The sequence below is a fragment of the Thermus sediminis genome, assembly GCF_003426945.1.
In the GTDB taxonomy this organism is placed as follows: Bacteria; Deinococcota; Deinococci; order Deinococcales; family Thermaceae; genus Thermus; species Thermus sediminis.
In genome coordinates this window covers 298,630-312,723 of record NZ_QURO01000004.1, presented here as the reverse complement: position 1 = coordinate 312,723, position 14,094 = coordinate 298,630, and the positions used below count along the sequence as shown (strand labels likewise).

Annotated in this window: 11 protein-coding genes and 1 pseudogene; 4 read left to right on the top strand and 8 right to left on the bottom strand. The window is 68.0% G+C overall.

Going from position 1 to position 14,094, the window contains the following annotated elements; genetic code table 11:
- Positions 1-47 precede the first annotated feature (47 nt).
- The gene (locus tag ATI37_RS02290; protein ID WP_117236933.1) at positions 48-1,274 is read right to left on the bottom strand and encodes an aminopeptidase; all 1,227 of its coding nucleotides are present in this window, start codon (positions 1,272-1,274) and stop codon (positions 48-50) included.
- Between the two features lie 31 nt (positions 1,275-1,305).
- Complete coding sequence (locus ATI37_RS11640) at positions 1,306-1,443, bottom strand: hypothetical protein (RefSeq protein ID WP_198665489.1); 138 nt, start codon at positions 1,441-1,443, stop codon at positions 1,306-1,308.
- Between the two features lie 64 nt (positions 1,444-1,507).
- Here ATI37_RS11640 and nifJ point away from each other — a divergent pair, with 64 nt between their 5' ends.
- Together nifJ and ATI37_RS02280 are read left to right on the top strand one after the other, a co-directional pair.
- Positions 1,508-5,011, top strand: coding sequence for a pyruvate:ferredoxin (flavodoxin) oxidoreductase (gene nifJ, locus ATI37_RS02285; RefSeq protein WP_117236932.1), 3,504 nt, complete (start codon positions 1,508-1,510; stop codon positions 5,009-5,011).
- 79 nt (positions 5,012-5,090) lie between these two features.
- On the top strand, positions 5,091-6,089 hold the full coding sequence (locus tag ATI37_RS02280; RefSeq protein WP_117236931.1) for a dihydroorotate dehydrogenase-like protein: 999 nt from the start codon (positions 5,091-5,093) through the stop codon (positions 6,087-6,089).
- Here the strand turns inward: ATI37_RS02280 and ATI37_RS02275 are convergent.
- Positions 6,055-6,303, bottom strand: coding sequence for an HTH domain-containing protein (locus tag ATI37_RS02275; RefSeq protein WP_117236930.1), 249 nt, complete (start codon positions 6,301-6,303; stop codon positions 6,055-6,057). The two genes, ATI37_RS02280 and ATI37_RS02275, sit on opposite strands and share 35 nt — an antisense overlap.
- A gap of 75 nt (positions 6,304-6,378) precedes the next feature.
- Between ATI37_RS02275 and polX the strand changes: the two are divergent.
- A pseudogene (gene polX / locus ATI37_RS02270) lies at positions 6,379-8,105 on the top strand (DNA polymerase/3'-5' exonuclease PolX).
- Here polX and ATI37_RS02265 read toward each other — a convergent pair.
- Both ATI37_RS02265 and ATI37_RS02260 read right to left on the bottom strand, forming a co-directional pair.
- On the bottom strand, positions 8,083-8,742 hold the full coding sequence (locus ATI37_RS02265; protein WP_117238485.1) for a uracil-DNA glycosylase: 660 nt from the start codon (positions 8,740-8,742) through the stop codon (positions 8,083-8,085). The pseudogene polX and the gene ATI37_RS02265 overlap by 23 nt on opposite strands.
- A 359-nt stretch (positions 8,743-9,101) precedes the next feature.
- Positions 9,102-10,664 carry an acyl-CoA carboxylase subunit beta gene (locus ATI37_RS02260; protein WP_198665488.1) on the bottom strand — a complete coding sequence of 521 codons (1,563 nt, stop codon included), beginning with the start codon at positions 10,662-10,664 and terminating at the stop codon, positions 9,102-9,104.
- A gap of 100 nt (positions 10,665-10,764) precedes the next feature.
- Between ATI37_RS02260 and ATI37_RS02255 the strand changes: the two genes are divergently transcribed.
- A complete protein-coding gene (locus ATI37_RS02255; protein ID WP_232822419.1) occupies positions 10,765-11,169 on the top strand; it encodes a hypothetical protein in 405 nt (134 codons plus the stop codon).
- A 30-nt stretch (positions 11,170-11,199) separates the two neighbouring features.
- Here ATI37_RS02255 and ATI37_RS02250 read toward each other — a convergent pair whose 3' ends face one another.
- Genes ATI37_RS02250 through ATI37_RS02240 form a run of 3 tightly spaced genes read right to left on the bottom strand, consistent with a single transcriptional unit; the run spans position 11,200 to position 14,053 of the window.
- Positions 11,200-12,141 carry an electron transfer flavoprotein subunit alpha/FixB family protein gene (locus ATI37_RS02250; protein ID WP_117236927.1) on the bottom strand — a complete coding sequence of 314 codons (942 nt, stop codon included), beginning with the start codon at positions 12,139-12,141 and terminating at the stop codon, positions 11,200-11,202.
- An 11-nt stretch (positions 12,142-12,152) separates the two neighbouring features.
- The gene (locus tag ATI37_RS02245; protein ID WP_117236926.1) at positions 12,153-12,896 is read right to left on the bottom strand and encodes an electron transfer flavoprotein subunit beta/FixA family protein; all 744 of its coding nucleotides are present in this window, start codon (positions 12,894-12,896) and stop codon (positions 12,153-12,155) included.
- Between the two features lie 11 nt (positions 12,897-12,907).
- Positions 12,908-14,053: an acyl-CoA dehydrogenase family protein gene (locus ATI37_RS02240; protein ID WP_117236925.1), complete on the bottom strand. Its 1,146-nt coding sequence runs from the start codon at positions 14,051-14,053 to the stop codon at positions 12,908-12,910.
- Between the last annotated feature and the right edge of the window lie 41 nt (positions 14,054-14,094).

Below are 14,094 nucleotides of genomic sequence, written 5' to 3'. Positions count from 1 at the left end.
GGCCGGGAAGGGAGGGCCTGAGGCCCTCCCAGCTAGCTCTGGGAAGCCTAGATCACCCAAACCCCTTTGCGCATAAGGGGCACCCGGGTCCCATCCTCGTAGAGGCCGTCCACGTCCACCTCTTCGGAGCCGATCATCCAGTCCACGTGGACGAGGCTCTCGTTCCCTCCCCGCTTCTTGAGCTCCTCCCCGCTGGGGCGGCCCTCGAGGTTTTCAGCGTAGGCCTGGCCGAAGGCGATGTGGCTGGCGGCGTTCTCGTCAAAAAGGGTGTCAAAGAAGATGAGGCCGGTTTTGGCGATGGGGTTGTCCGCGGGCACCAGGGCCACCTCCCCCAGGCGCCTCGCCCCTTCGTCGGTTTCCAGGAGCTTCTTGAGGACCTCTTCGCCCTTCTCGGCCCCCACCTCCACGGCCACGCCCCCTTCAAACCGGGCCCAGATCCCCTCCACCAGCTGGCCGGAGAGGGCCAGGGGGCGGCTTGAGCGCACTACCCCCTTCACCCGCTCCCGGTGGGGGGCGGTAAAGACCTCCTCCGTGGGCAGGTTGGGGTTGCAAAGCCGCCCCTTCTGGGTGGGGGTGGCCCCGCCCTGCCACAGGTGTCCCTCGGCCAGGCCCACGGTAAGGTCCGTGCCGGGGCCTAGGAAGTGGAGGGCGTAAAAGCGCCTCTCGTTCAGGAAGGCCACCTTCTCGTGCAGGGCCCGGTTGTGGGCCTCCCAGGCGGCGACGGGGTCTTCCTGGTCCGCCCTCGTGGCCTGGAAGATGGCCTGCCAGAGCCTCTCCACCGCTTCCTCTTCCGGCAGGTCGGGGAAGACGGTCCTGGCCCAGCCCGGGTGGGCGAAGGGGACGAGGCTCCAGTTGGTGGCGGACTCGGTGATGGCGGAGAGGGCCGGCTTGTAGGCCCGGCTCTGGGCCTGCTGGGCCCGGCCCACCCGCTCAGGGGGGAAGCCCTCCAGGGCCTTGGGGTCGTTCCCATTCACCGCCAGCCGGGCTGCCCCTTCGCGGAAGGCCTTGGCCATCCCCTCGTAAAGCCAGCCGGGGGCCTTGTCCAGGCCCTCCTCCGGCACCAGGGCCAGGCGCTTCCTAGCGAGGGCGTTGTCCCCGTAGAGGACGGTGAAGAGGCTGGCCCCGTTTTCATAGGCCTTCTCCGCCAGAAGGCGGACAAAGTCCACCGCCTCAATGGGGGCGGTGGCCACCACCTCCTGCCCCTCCTCCAGGTTCAGGCCCACCCTTATGGCCAGCTCCGCTAACTTTTCCAGGTTTTTCTCCAGGGCGTCCACGCCCTAAGTCTTGGCCCCCAAGGGGGTTTCGTCAAGGCCGGGGGCAGGACCGGGGCCTGAGGAGGAGGGCCAGGCCGGCGAGGAGGAGGAAGAGGGGGCGGTAGGCCTCGAGGAGCAAGGCCAGGAGGAGGGAGAGGAGGGCCAAGGGGTAGCGGAAAGGGCCCAGCACGCCCCCATTCTACCTCCGGGACATTACCTCGGGGTGGGGGTAGGGTAGGGAAGAGGTGAAGCCTATGCGCCCCATCACCGTGGACGGCAACGAGGCGGTGGCCCGGGTGGCCTACCGGCTTTCCGAGACCATCGCCATCTACCCCATCACCCCTTCCAGCCCCATGGCAGAGCTCTCCGACGAGTGGGCCTCCAAGGGGGAGCCCAACCTCCTAGGCCTGGTGCCCAAGGTGGTGGAGCTGCAGTCCGAGGGCGGGGCCGCCGGGGCCCTGCACGGGGCCTTGCAGGAGGGTGCCCTGGCCACCACCTTCACCGCCAGCCAGGGTCTCCTTCTCATGATCCCCGACATGTTTAAGATCGCCGGGCAGGCCCTGCCGGGGGTGATCCACGTGGCGGCCCGGTCCCTGGCCACCCACGCCCTCTCCATCTTCGGGGACCACCAGGACCTTTACGCCGTGCGGCCCACGGGGTGGGCCATCCTGGTTTCCGAGTCCGTCCAGGCGGCCCAGGACCTGGCGGCCATGGCCCACATCTCGGCCCTTAAGGCCAGCCTGCCCTTCCTCCACGCCATGGACGGCTTCCGCACCTCCCACGAGGTGCAGAAGATCACCCCCCTCTCCGACCGGGAGCTCAAGGCCCTCTTCCCTTGGGAGGCCCTCGAGGCCTTCCGCAAGCGGGCCCTCACCCCCGAGGCTCCGGTGATCCGGGGCACGGCGCAAAACCCCGACCACTACTTCCAAAACCGCGAGGCCATCAACCCCTACTACGACCGCCTGCCGGGAGTGGTCCAGGAGGTCATGGACCGCTTCGCCCAGGTCACGGGCAGGCGCTACCTCCCCTACGAGTACTTCGGCCACCCGGAGGCGGAGCGGGTGGTGGTGGTCATGGGCTCCGCCTCCTTGGCGGTGGAGGAGGCGGTGGAGTACCTCCTCAAGCGGGGGGAGCGGGTGGGGATGGTGCGGGTCCGGCTCTTCCGCCCCTTCCACGGGGAAGCCTTCCTGAAAGCCCTGCCCCCAAGCGTCCGCAAGGTGGCCGTTTTGGACCGGGGCAAGGAGCCCGGGGCGGTAGGGGAGCCCCTCTTCCAGGAGGTGGCCGCCGCCTTGGCCCTCAAAGGGGGCGCCCTTCTGGTGGTGGTGGGGGGGCGGTACGGGCTTTCCTCCAAGGAGTTCACCCCCGCCATGGCCCTGGGGGTCTACGAGGAGCTCGGCAAGGAGCGGCCCCGCCACGGCTTCACCGTGGGCATCCTGGACGACCTCACGGGCAGGAGCCTCCCTTACCCGGAGGTGGACTTTGAGGACCCCGCCTCCGTGCGGGCGGTCTTCTTCGCCCTGGGGGCCGATGGGACGGTTTCCGCCAACAAGAACACCATCAAGATCATCGGCGAGGAGACCCCGCTTTACGCCCAAGGATACTTCGTCTACGATTCCAAGAAGTCGGGCTCCCGCACCGTGAGCCACCTGCGCTTCGGGCCCAACCCCCTGGAGAAGCCCTACCTCATAGGCCGGGCCAGCTTCGTGGGCATCCACCAGTGGAGCTTTCTGGAGCGTTTCCCCATGCTCCACCTAGCGGAGGAGGGGGCCACGGTCCTCCTCAACGCCCCCTACCCCAAGGAGGAGGTCTGGGACCGCCTGCCCCGGCCCGTGCAGGAGGAGATCCTCAAGAAGAACCTCAGGGTCTACGTGGTGAACGCCTACGAGCTGGCCCGAAGGGTGGGCCTCCCCGGGCGCATCAACACCATCATGCAGGCGGCCTTCTTCAAGCTCTCTGGGGTTCTCCCAGAGGAGGAGGCCAAGGCCCGCATCAAGAAGGGCGTTGAAAAGAGCTACGGCAAGCGGGGAAGGAGCGTGTTGGAGAGGAACTTCCAGGCGGTGGAGCTGGGCTTCCATGCCGTGGAGCCCCTGCCCATCCCGGGCCGCATCACCTCGGAGCGAGGCCTGATCCCCCCCATGGTGGGGGACCCACCCCCCTTTGTGCGGGACGTGCTGGGGCCCATCGCCCTGGGCATAGGGGATAGCCTCCCCGTATCCGCCTTCCCCCCCGACGGCACCTACCCCACGGGCACCGCCCGCTACGAGAAGCGGGGCATCGCCGAGTTCGTGCCCACCTGGGACCCCGAGGTCTGCGTCCAGTGCGGGAAGTGCGTCCTGGTCTGCCCCCACGCCGTCATCCGGGCTAAGGTAGTGCCGGAGGAGGCCCTAACTGGGGCTCCGGAGGGCTTCCTCCACCGCAAGGCCATGTGGAGGGAGCTTTCCGGGGAGTTCACCATCGCCATCAGCGCCGAGGACTGCACGGGGTGCTCCCTCTGCGTGGAGGCCTGCCCCGCCAAGGACAAGCGGAACCCCAGCCGCAAGGCCCTGAACATGGCTCCCCGCCTCGAGGTCCGGGAGGCCATGAAGGAGCACTGGGACTTCTTCCTCTCCCTGCCGGAGACCCCTAGGGCGGGCCTCAAGCTCCACACCGTCAAGGACGTCCAGCTCCTAGAGCCCCTCTTTGAGTTCCCCGGGGCCTGCGCCGGGTGCGGGGAAACCCCTTACCTCCGCCTCCTTTCCCAACTCTTCGGGGACCGCATCCTCGTGGCCAACGCCACCGGGTGCAGCTCCATCTACGGGGGCAACCTGCCCACCACCCCCTGGTCCAAGAACCGGGAGGGCCGGGGCCCCGCCTGGGCCAACTCCCTCTTTGAGGACAACGCCGAGTTCGGCCTGGGCATGCGCCTGGCCCTGGACAAGAAGGCGGAGTACGCGAGAAGGCTCCTTCCCGAGTTCCGGGAGTTCCTGGGGGAGGAGCTTCTGGCGAGGCTTCTTCAGGAGGCGGGCCCTGAGGCCATAGAGGAAAGGCGGAAGGACGTGGCCCTCCTGAAGGAGAGGCTCGCCTCCCTGGAGGACCCCCGCGCCAGGGACCTCTCGGCGGTAGCCGAGGCCCTCATCCCCCACTCCGTCTGGATCGTGGGTGGGGACGGCTGGGCCTACGACATCGGCTACGGGGGCCTGGACCACGTCCTGGCCAGCGGGGCCAGGGTGCGGGTTTTGGTGCTGGACACCGAGGTCTACTCCAACACCGGGGGGCAGGCCTCCAAGGCCACGGGCCTAGGGGCCATTGCCAAGTTCGCCACGGCGGGCAAGCCCACCCCCAAGAAGGACCTGGCCTTCATGGCCATGAGCTACGGCCACGTCTACGTGGCCCAGGTGGCCATGGGGGCCAACGACGCCCAGACCCTTAGGGCCTTCCTCGAGGCCGAGGCTCACCCCGGCCCCGCCCTAATCATCGCCTACAGCCACTGCATCGCCCACGGCATTGACATGGCCAAGGGCATGGACCACCAGAAGATGGCCGAGCGCTCCGGTTACTGGCCCCTTTTCCGCTACAAGCCCGGGGAAGGGCTGATCCTGGACTCTAAGCCGCCCACCCTTCCCTTGCGGGAATACCTCTACGCGGAAAACCGCTACCGCCTCCTCCTCCAGACCCATCCCGAGGAGGCGGAGACCATCCTGAGGCTGGCGGAGGAGGCGGTGCGGGCCAGGTGGGAGAGGCTCATGCGGATGGCGGCCAAGGTGCCGGAGAGCGTCTAATACCACCCCATGCTGGCGCCAGCATGGGGACCCCGGCAGAAAGCTGGGAGCAGGGAAAGATGGGTATAAGGAGGAAGCCATGGATCTAAGGACCACCTACCTGGGGCTTGAGCTAGAGCACCCCCTCGTGGCCTCCGCCTCCCCCCTTACGGAGAGGCTGGACGGCTTTTTGCGCCTGGAGGATGGGGGGGCGGCGGCCATCGTCATGCACTCCCTCTTTGAGGAGCAGATCCTGGAGGAGGAGGCCGCCTTGGACCACTACCTCCACTACGGCCACGAGAGCTACGCCGAAGCCCTCTCCTACTTCCCCCGGGCCCACGAGTACCGCCTCACCCCCGAGCGCCACCTGGACCTCCTCGCCCGAGCCAAGGAGCGGGTCTCCGTTCCCATCATCGCCAGCCTGAACGGGGTGAGCCGGGGGGGCTGGGTGGAGTACGCCAGGCTCTTGGAGGAGGCGGGGGCGGACGCCCTGGAGCTCAACCTCTACTACATCCCCACCGATCCCGCCCTTTCCGGGGCCGAGGTGGAGGCCATGTACCTGGACACCATCCAGGCGGTGGTGGAAAGCGTGCGCATCCCCGTGGCGGTCAAGGTGGGCCACGCCTTCACCGCCTTCGCCCACTTCGCCAAAAGGGTGGAGGCCACGGGGGCCAAGGCCCTGGTCCTCTTCAACCGCTTCTACCAGTCGGACTTTGACCTGGAGACCCTCTCCGTGGTCCCTACCCTAAGCCTCTCCCAGCCCTACGAGTCCCTCCTCCGTATCCATTGGATCGCGCTTCTCTTTGGTCGGGTGGACCTGGAGCTGGCCCTCACGGGGGGAGTGCACTCGGGCAAGGAGGCGGTGAAGGGGCTCATGGCGGGGGCCCAGGTGGTCATGATGACCTCGGCCGTTCTCCAAAGGGGGCCGGGCCACTTCTGCGCCGTGCTTTCTGAGCTGAAGGCCTTTATGGAGGAGAAGGGGTACGAAAGCGTGCAGGAGATGCGGGGGGTGATGAGCTACCAGAAGGTGGCGGAGCCCGCCGCCTTTGAGCGGGCCAACTACCTCAAGGTTCTGGCCTCGTGCTGCCCTCTTCCCTGAGACCGTAAAGGCCCCGGCCTAGGGCCACCACCGGGCTCCTTGCCCAGCGGGCCAGGGCGGAGAGGCGGATCCTGGCGATCTTTTCCGGCTCCCGCACCGAGGCCCAGAGGCCCCTCTCCTGGAGGCGGCGGCCGATCTCGGTGTAGTGGAGGGGGCGGCCCTCCTGCTTCAGGAGCTCCACCACGGCTTTGCGGAAGCGGTCCGGCCTGGGCACTTTGGGCAGTATACCCGTTTGCGCCGCCCCATCCTTGGGGGCGGGAACAGGGGCCCCGGACAGTATAGTGGGGCCATGAGCAACCAGGAGCTGGCCCGGATCTTTGAGGAGATCGGGCTGATGAGCGAGTTCCTAGGGGACAACCCCTTCCGGGTCCGGGCCTACCACCAGGCGGCCCGTACCCTCTACGATCTGGACACGCCCATAGAGGAGATCGCCAAGAAGGGGAGGGAGGCCCTCCTGGGGCTTCCTGGCATCGGCCCCGACCTGGCGGAGAAGATCCTGGAGTACCTCTCTACGGGCAAGGTGGGGAAGCACGAGGAGCTGGCCAAGGAGGTGCCAAGGGGGGTCCTGGCGGTGATGGAGGTCCCCGGGGTGGGGCCCAAGACCGCGCGAGGGCTCTACGAGGCCTTGGGCGTGGACTCCCTGGAGAAGCTGAAAGAGGCCTTGGAGCGGGGGGATCTCCTGAGGCTTAGGGGCTTTGGGGCCAAGAAGGCGGCGCGCATCAAGGAGGGGCTTTTCCTAGCCCAGGCCGCCAGCAAGCGTAGGCCTTTGGGGGCGGTGCTTTCCCTGGCCCGGAGCCTTTTGGAGCAGATCCGGGCCCTTCCCGGGGTGGAGCAGGCCGAACTCTGTGGCTCCGCCCGCCGCTACAAGGACACCGTGGGGGACCTGGACTACCTGGCGGCGAGCGGGGAGCCGGAGAAGGCGGTGGCCGGCTTCGTGGCCCTGCCCGGGGTGGAAGGGGTCTACGCCCGGGGGAAGGAGCGGGCCACGGTTTTTCTGAAGAGCGGCCTCCAGGTGGACCTCCGGGTGGTACCCCCGGAAAGCTACGGGGCGGGCCTCCAGTACCTCACGGGGAGCAAGGAGCACTCCATCCGTCTTCGGGCCTTGGCCCAGGGGATGGGCCTGAAGGTTTCCGAGTACGGCGTCTTCCGCGGGGAGGAGCGCATCGCCGGGGAGACGGAGGAAGGGGTCTACGCCGCCCTGGGCCTCCCCTCCATCCCCCGCCCCTAAGGGAGGACCAGGGGGAGATAGAGGCGGCGCAAAGGGGCAGGCTTCCCCGGCTCCTGGAGCTTTCCCAAGTGAAGGGGGACCTCCAGGTCCACTCCACCTACTCCGATGGGAAGAACACCCTGGAGGAGCTCTGGTGGGCGGCCAGGGAGCTGGGCTACCAGTACCTGGCCATCACCGACCACTCCCCGGCGGTGCGGGTGGCGGGAGGGCCCTCGGCGGAGGAGGCCCTAAAGCGCATAGAGGCCATCCGCCGCTTCAACGAGGCCCACGCCCCACCCTACCTCCTGGCGGGGGCGGAGGTGGACATCAGGCCCGACGGCTCCCTGGACTACCCGGACTGGGTCTTAAGGGAGCTGGACCTGGTCCTCGTCTCCATCCACTCCGGCTTCCGGCTCCCCAAGGCCGAACAGACGAGGCGGATCCTGAAGGCCTTGGAGAACCCCTTCGTCCACGTCCTCGCCCACCCCACCGCCCGGCTCCTCGGCCGGAGGCCCCCCATCGAGGCCGACTGGGAGGCCGTCTTCCAGAAGGCCCTGGAGCGGGAGGTGGCGGTGGAGATCGACGGCTACTACGACCGCATGGACCTCCCCGACGATCTGGCCCGTATGGCCTACGCGATGGGGCTTTGGGTGAGCCTCTCCACCGACGCCCACCAGGTGGACCACCTCCGCTTCATGGAGCTCGCGGTGGGCACGGCCCAAAGGGCCTGGATCGGCCCGAAGAGGGTTCTGAACACGCTTTCCTACCCTGAGCTCATGGCCTGGCTCAAAGCCCGGCGAGGCGCTTAGCCCGGAGGAGGACCCCCAGGAACATCTCCCGGGTGAGCCTCCCCGTCTGGGTGTTCTGACGGGAGACGTGGTAGCTGTCCACCAGGTAGCGCCCCCCTCCTAGAGGGTAGGCCTGGCCATGGACGAAGGGGAAGTTCCGCTTCCTGAGGCCAAAATGGGCGAGAAGGGCCTCGTGGGCGATGTGGCCCAGGGCCAGGTAGACCCGGACCTCGGGGAGGAGGGCGAGCTCCGCTTCCGTCCAACGGGCGCAGGTCCTGATCTCCGCCGGGGTGGGCCGGTTCCCTGGCGGGGCGCAGCGCACGGCGGCGGTGAGGTAAATGCCATATGGCTTTAGGTCGTCCCCGGGGAGGCTTTGGGGTCTGCTGGCGAGGCCCGCCTCGTGGAGGAGGGGGTAGAGGAAGGCCCCGGAGGCGTCCCCGGTGAAGGGGCGGCCCGTGCGGTTGGCGCCGTGGGCCCCGGGGGCGAGGCCGAAGAGGAGGATTCTGGCCCTTGGGTCCCCGAAGCCGGGCACGGGCCTCGCCCAGTAGGCCTCGTCCCGGAAGGCCCGCCTCTTCCCCGCCACCCCCTCCCGCCAGGCCACGAGCCTGGGGCAGAGGCGGCACCCGGCTAGGCTATGGGCAAAGGTCTCCAGGTCCATGGCCTCCAGCATAAAAAAGCCCCCCAGAATGGGGGGCTTCTTGGGCCAGGCCTTCAGTAGGGGCTCGTGAAGGGGCAGGCCTCGGGGCCGGGCTGGACGAAGGCGCGGTTGTTTCATGCCACCCTATGCTGGCCCAAGCCAGGGGCCCCGGTAAAAGGTTCCCGGGAGGCTTTTCTCAGCTAAATGCCCGCGCTTTGGTTTTGCAACATGGGAGGCCCAAGTCATACCACCCCATGTTGGCCCAAGCCAGCATCGGGGCCCCGAGGGTATCAGGGCTGTGGGGGAACTTTTTGGGGCACCCACCGCGGCGAAAGCCGCGGTGGGGTACTTAGGACTTTGGTCGTAGGTCTGGGGGCCCGCTACAGGGGGATGTTGTCGTGCTTTTTCCAGGGGCGCTCCTCCTTTTTGTCCCAGAGCATCCTCAGGTGGGAGTAAAGCAGGCGGCGGGTCTCGGCGGGGTCTATGACGTCGTCAATGTACCCCCGGCCCGCGGCCACCCAGGGGTTGTCAAAGGCCCGGCGGTACTCCTCAATCTTCCTCCTGCGGGTCTCCTCCGGGTTGGGGGAGGACTGGATCTCCCGGCGGAAGACGATGTTGGCGGCCCCTTCCGCCCCCATGACCGCCACCGCCGCCGTGGGCCAGGCCAGGACCACGTCCGCCCCCATGTCCTTGGAGTTCATGGCCAGGTAGGCCCCCCCGTAGGCCTTGCGCACGATCAGGGTAATCTTGGGCACCGTGGCCTCGGCGTAGGCGAAGAGCATCTTGGCCCCGTGGCGGATGATGCCCCCGTGCTCCTGGGACACCCCGGGCAGGAAGCCGGTCACGTCCACCAGGGTGAGGAGGGGGATGCCGAAGGCGTCCATGGTGCGGATGAAGCGGGCGGCCTTGTCGGAGGCGTTGATATCCAGGGCGCCCGCCATGAAGCGGGGGTTGTTGGCGATGACCCCCACGGGATACCCCCCAAGCCGCCCCAGGCCCACGATGAGGTTACGGGCGAAGCGGGGCTGGATTTCCAGAAACTCCCCCTCGTCCAGGAGGGCGCGGATGAGGGCGTGCATGTTGTAGGGCCTCCGGGCGTCGGGGTGGACGATCTCCAGGACCTCGGGCACCGGGCGGTGGGGGTCGTCCTTGGGGTCTAGGATGGGGGGCTTTTCCCGGCTGCTTTGCGGCAGGTAGCTTAGGAGCTTCTTGATGAGGTCCAGGACCTCCCGGTCGTCCTCCCCCTCCAGGTGGGCCACCCCACTCCTTTCCATGTGCACCGCCGCCCCGCCCAGGGCCTCAAAGCTCACCTCCTCCTTGGTGACGCTTCGGATGACCTCGGGGCCGGTGATGAACATGTAGGCCCTGCGGCTCATGAGGACGAAGTCGGTCATGGCCGGGCTGTAGACCGCCCCCCCGGCGCAGGGGCCCAGGATGGCGGAGATCTGGGGGATGACCCCGGAGTAGATGGCGTTGCGGTAGAAGACCTCCCCGTAGCCGGAGAGGCTGTCCACCCCCTCCTGGATCCGGGCCCCGGCGGAGTCGTTGAGGCCGATCACGGGCGCCCCTACCCTGGCCGCCAGGTCCATGAGGCTGGCGATCTTGCGGCCGTGCATCTTGCCCAGGGAGCCCCCCAAGACGGTGAAGTCCTGGCTGAAGACGAAGGCGAGCCTGCCCCCGATGGTGCCGTAGCCCGTGACCACGCCGTCGGTGGGGGCCTCGAGGCCCTCCATGAGCCCGGTTTCCAGGTGCTCAGCGAAGGGCATGAGCTCCACGAAGCTCCCCTCGTCCAAGAGGTGGGCGATCCGCTCCCGGGCGGTGAGCTTGCCCTGCTCGTGCTGCTTTCTGACCCTCTCAGGCCCGCCGCCCAGCAAAACCTTGCGCCGGCGCTCCTCCAGCTCCGCCAAAAGTTCGTCCAAGAGAAGCCTGGCGTTGTCGGCCATCCTGGCGGCCATGATACACTGGAGCCGGGCCTTTCCCGAAGGGTCTGGCCCAGAAGGGAGGTAGCGCGTGCAGCGTTGGTGGGCCATGGTTGTGGGGTTGGTGTTGCTTCTGCTGCTGGCGTGGGCGGGACTTGCGGCCTTCCAAGCCTACGGGAATCTGGCCTCCCGGGTGAGCGCCCTCGAGGCCCAACTCCAAGCCCAAGGGGAGACCCTAAAGGCCCTTTCCGAGAGGCTCGGCAAGGTGGAGGAGGAGGTCTTCCAGGCCCCTGGCCCCCCCATTGGCCTTCCCGAGCCGCCCCAGGTTCCCGGGGCCCCGGTCTGGCCCTATGCCGTGGGGGTGGTTTTGGTCTTGATCCTCCTCCTCTTGCTCTTCCGCTTCCTGCGGGGCTCGGGCAAAGGGGCTTCCAAGGAGGAAGGGGGGTCTTCTCCCTCCCCCTCCCCCGAGGAGGCCCGGATGGTGGACGAAGGAGCCCCGCCCAAGCCGGGGGAAGAGGGGAAGGCCTGACCGTGGGCCCCAAGGCCTTCCCCTTCCGGACTAGTCCTTGAGCTTCTTCACCGCCTGGACCAGGGCGGGGAGGATCTGGTGCACATCCGCCACGACGCCGTAGTCCGAGTGTTTGAAGATGGGGGCCTCGGGGTCCTTGTTCACGGCCACGATGTACTTGCTCTTGTTCATCCCCGCCAGGTGCTGCACCGCCCCGGAAACCCCAAGGCCGATGTAGAGGGCAGGCTGGACGGTCTTGCCCGTCTGCCCCACCTGTTCGCTGTAGGGCCGCCAACCCGCGTCCACCACCGCCCGGGTGGCCCCCACGGCCCCCCCTAGGAGGGCGGCGAGCTCCTCGGCCAGACGGAAGGCCTCGGGGCCCCCCATCCCCCGCCCCCCGGTGACCACCACGTTGGCCTCGGTGAGGGAAACCCCCTTCTTCTCCTCCTCTACCCGCTCCAAGACCTCCACCGTGGGGATCTCGGGGACCTTTAGGGCCACCACCTCAGCCTCGGCCTCCAGGGGCTCGGCCAGGGGGGTGGTGTTGGGCTTCACCGTGAGGACCACGGGCAGAGGGCTTTTTACCCTCTGTGTGACCCGGTTCAGGTAGGCGTAGCGGGTGGCCTGGACCTCGCCTGCCTCCAGGGAGGAGTCCAGGGTGTCCTCCAAAAACCCAGCCTCCAGGGCGTAGGCCACCCGGCCCAAAAAGGCCCGGCTCTGCCTGGAGGAGGGGGCCACCACCGCCTTCGCCCCCATTTTGGCTGCCGCCAGCACTCCGGCTGCCCACTTCTCAGCGGTGTAGGGGCCCAAGGTGGCGGTGTAGAGGGTTTCCACGTACTTCTTCGCCTCCTCCAAAGGGGCTTTGTCCTCGGCCAGGAGTACCCCTGCCACCTTGGTCCCCAAGCCCTCGGCCAACTGCCGGGCCCGGGTTAGGGCCTCGAGGGCCCCCTTTCTCAGCCTGTTGCCATCGTGGTCCAGGACAACGAGCACCATGCTTCCCTCCCTTAGATGACCTTGGCCTCCTCGTGGAGGAGCCGCACCAGCTCCTCTGCCGCCCCCACGGGGTCCTTGCCGTCCAGGATCTTGCCTAGGCGCTGTTTTTCCTGGATCTCCTCGGCGAGGAGGGCCACCTTGGGCCGTACCTCAGCCTGGACCTTGCGGATCTCCTTCTTCTTGGCCCTCATGATCCCGGGTAGGGTGGGGTAGCGGGGTTCGTTCAAGCCCTGCTGGGTGGTGAAAAGGGCGGGAAGCCGCACCCGCACCCACTCGGCCCCCTCGTCCAGGTCGTGCTTGGCCCTGGCCGTGTCCCCCTCTAGCTCCAGGGCCGTGGTCCAGGCCACCACCGGAACCCCCAGGGCCTCCCCCAGGGTGCCCCCCAGGGCCTGGCTGTCCCAGTCCGCCTGCTGCCCCCCGGTGAGGACCAGGGTGGGGGCCTCCTCCTTGAGGACCGGGGCCAGGGCCTGGGCCACGGCCACGGGGTCGGCGTAGCCCTCAAAGACCACGTGCACCCCCCGGTCCATGCCCATGGCCAAGGCGGTGCGGATGGCCTCCTCGGTGCGCTCGGGGCCAAAGCCCACCACGACCGCCTCCCCCCCGTGCTTCTCCTTGAGGCGCAGGGCCTCCTCCACCGCGTACTCGTCCATCTGGTCCAGGATCAGGGTGGCCCCCGAGAGGTCTACCCTTCCCCCTTGGATCTTGAGCCGGCTTTCCCCGTCGGGCACCTGCTTGATCACCGCCACAAACCTCACCGTTCACCTCCCTAGTCCGCGAGCACGTGCCTGGCGATGATGAGCCTTTGGATCTCGTTGGTCCCCTCGTAGATCTGGTTGAGCTTCACGTCCCTTAGGAGCTTTTCCACGGGGAACTCCCGCACGTACCCATAGCCCCCGTGGATCTGGATGGCCTGGTTGGCCGCCTCAAAGGCCACCTCCGAGGCGTAGGCCTTGGCGATGGCGCTGGCGTGGGCGTGGGGCAGGCCCCGGTCCGCCAGCCAGGCAGCGTAGTAGGTGTAGGTGCGGGCGGTCTCTATCCCCATCAGCATGTCCGCCAGCTTGAACTGGATGGCCTGGAACTCGGCGATGGGCCTTCCGAAGGCCTCGCGCTCCTTGGCGTACTTCCGGGCCTCGTCCAGGGCCCTCCGGGCCACCCCCACGCTGCCCGCGGCCACGGGGATGCGGGTCTTGTTGAGAGTCTGCATGGCGATCTTGAACCCCTCCCCCTCTTCGCCCAGGCGGTTTTCCAGGGGCACCCTCACGTCCTCAAAGACCAGCTCGTAGGTGCCGCTGGCCCTTTGCCCCATCTTACCGTGGATCTTGACCGCCTTGAGGCCCGGGGTGTCCCTTTCCACCACCAGGGCCACGACCCCCTTGTGGCGGAGCTCGGGGTCTAGGGTAGCGAAGACCACCATCCACTCCGCCTCGGCCCCGTTAGAGATCCACATCTTGGTGCCGTTCAGCACATAGTGGTCCCCCCGGCGGATGGCCCTGGTCTTGAGGGCGGCGGCATCCGAGCCGTTTCCGGGCTCGGAGAGGGCGAAGGCCGCCAGGGCGGGCTTCTCCGTGAGGGGCCTTAGGAAGCGCTCCTTCTGCTGGTGGGTCCCGGCGAGGAGCACGGGGGTGATGCCCAGGTCGCTGGCCATGGGGATGGTGTAGATCCCCATGCAGGCGTAGGCCAGCTCCTCCCCCACGAGGACCTCCTCCAGCATCCCGAGGCCCATCCCCCCGTACGCCTCGGGGATGATGGCGTTGAGGAGGCCCACTTCGTGGAGCTTCTCTATGATGGCCCAGGGGACCTCCTCCTTCTCGTCGTACTCCCGGGCCACGGGCAGGATGACCTCCTTGGCGAACCGCCGGGCCAGGGCCTGGAGCTGCTTCTGCTCCTCCGTGAGGCTGAAGTCTATGGGCATCCCGCACCTCCTGGCGGGCCAGGGGGCCCTTCCCTTTGACC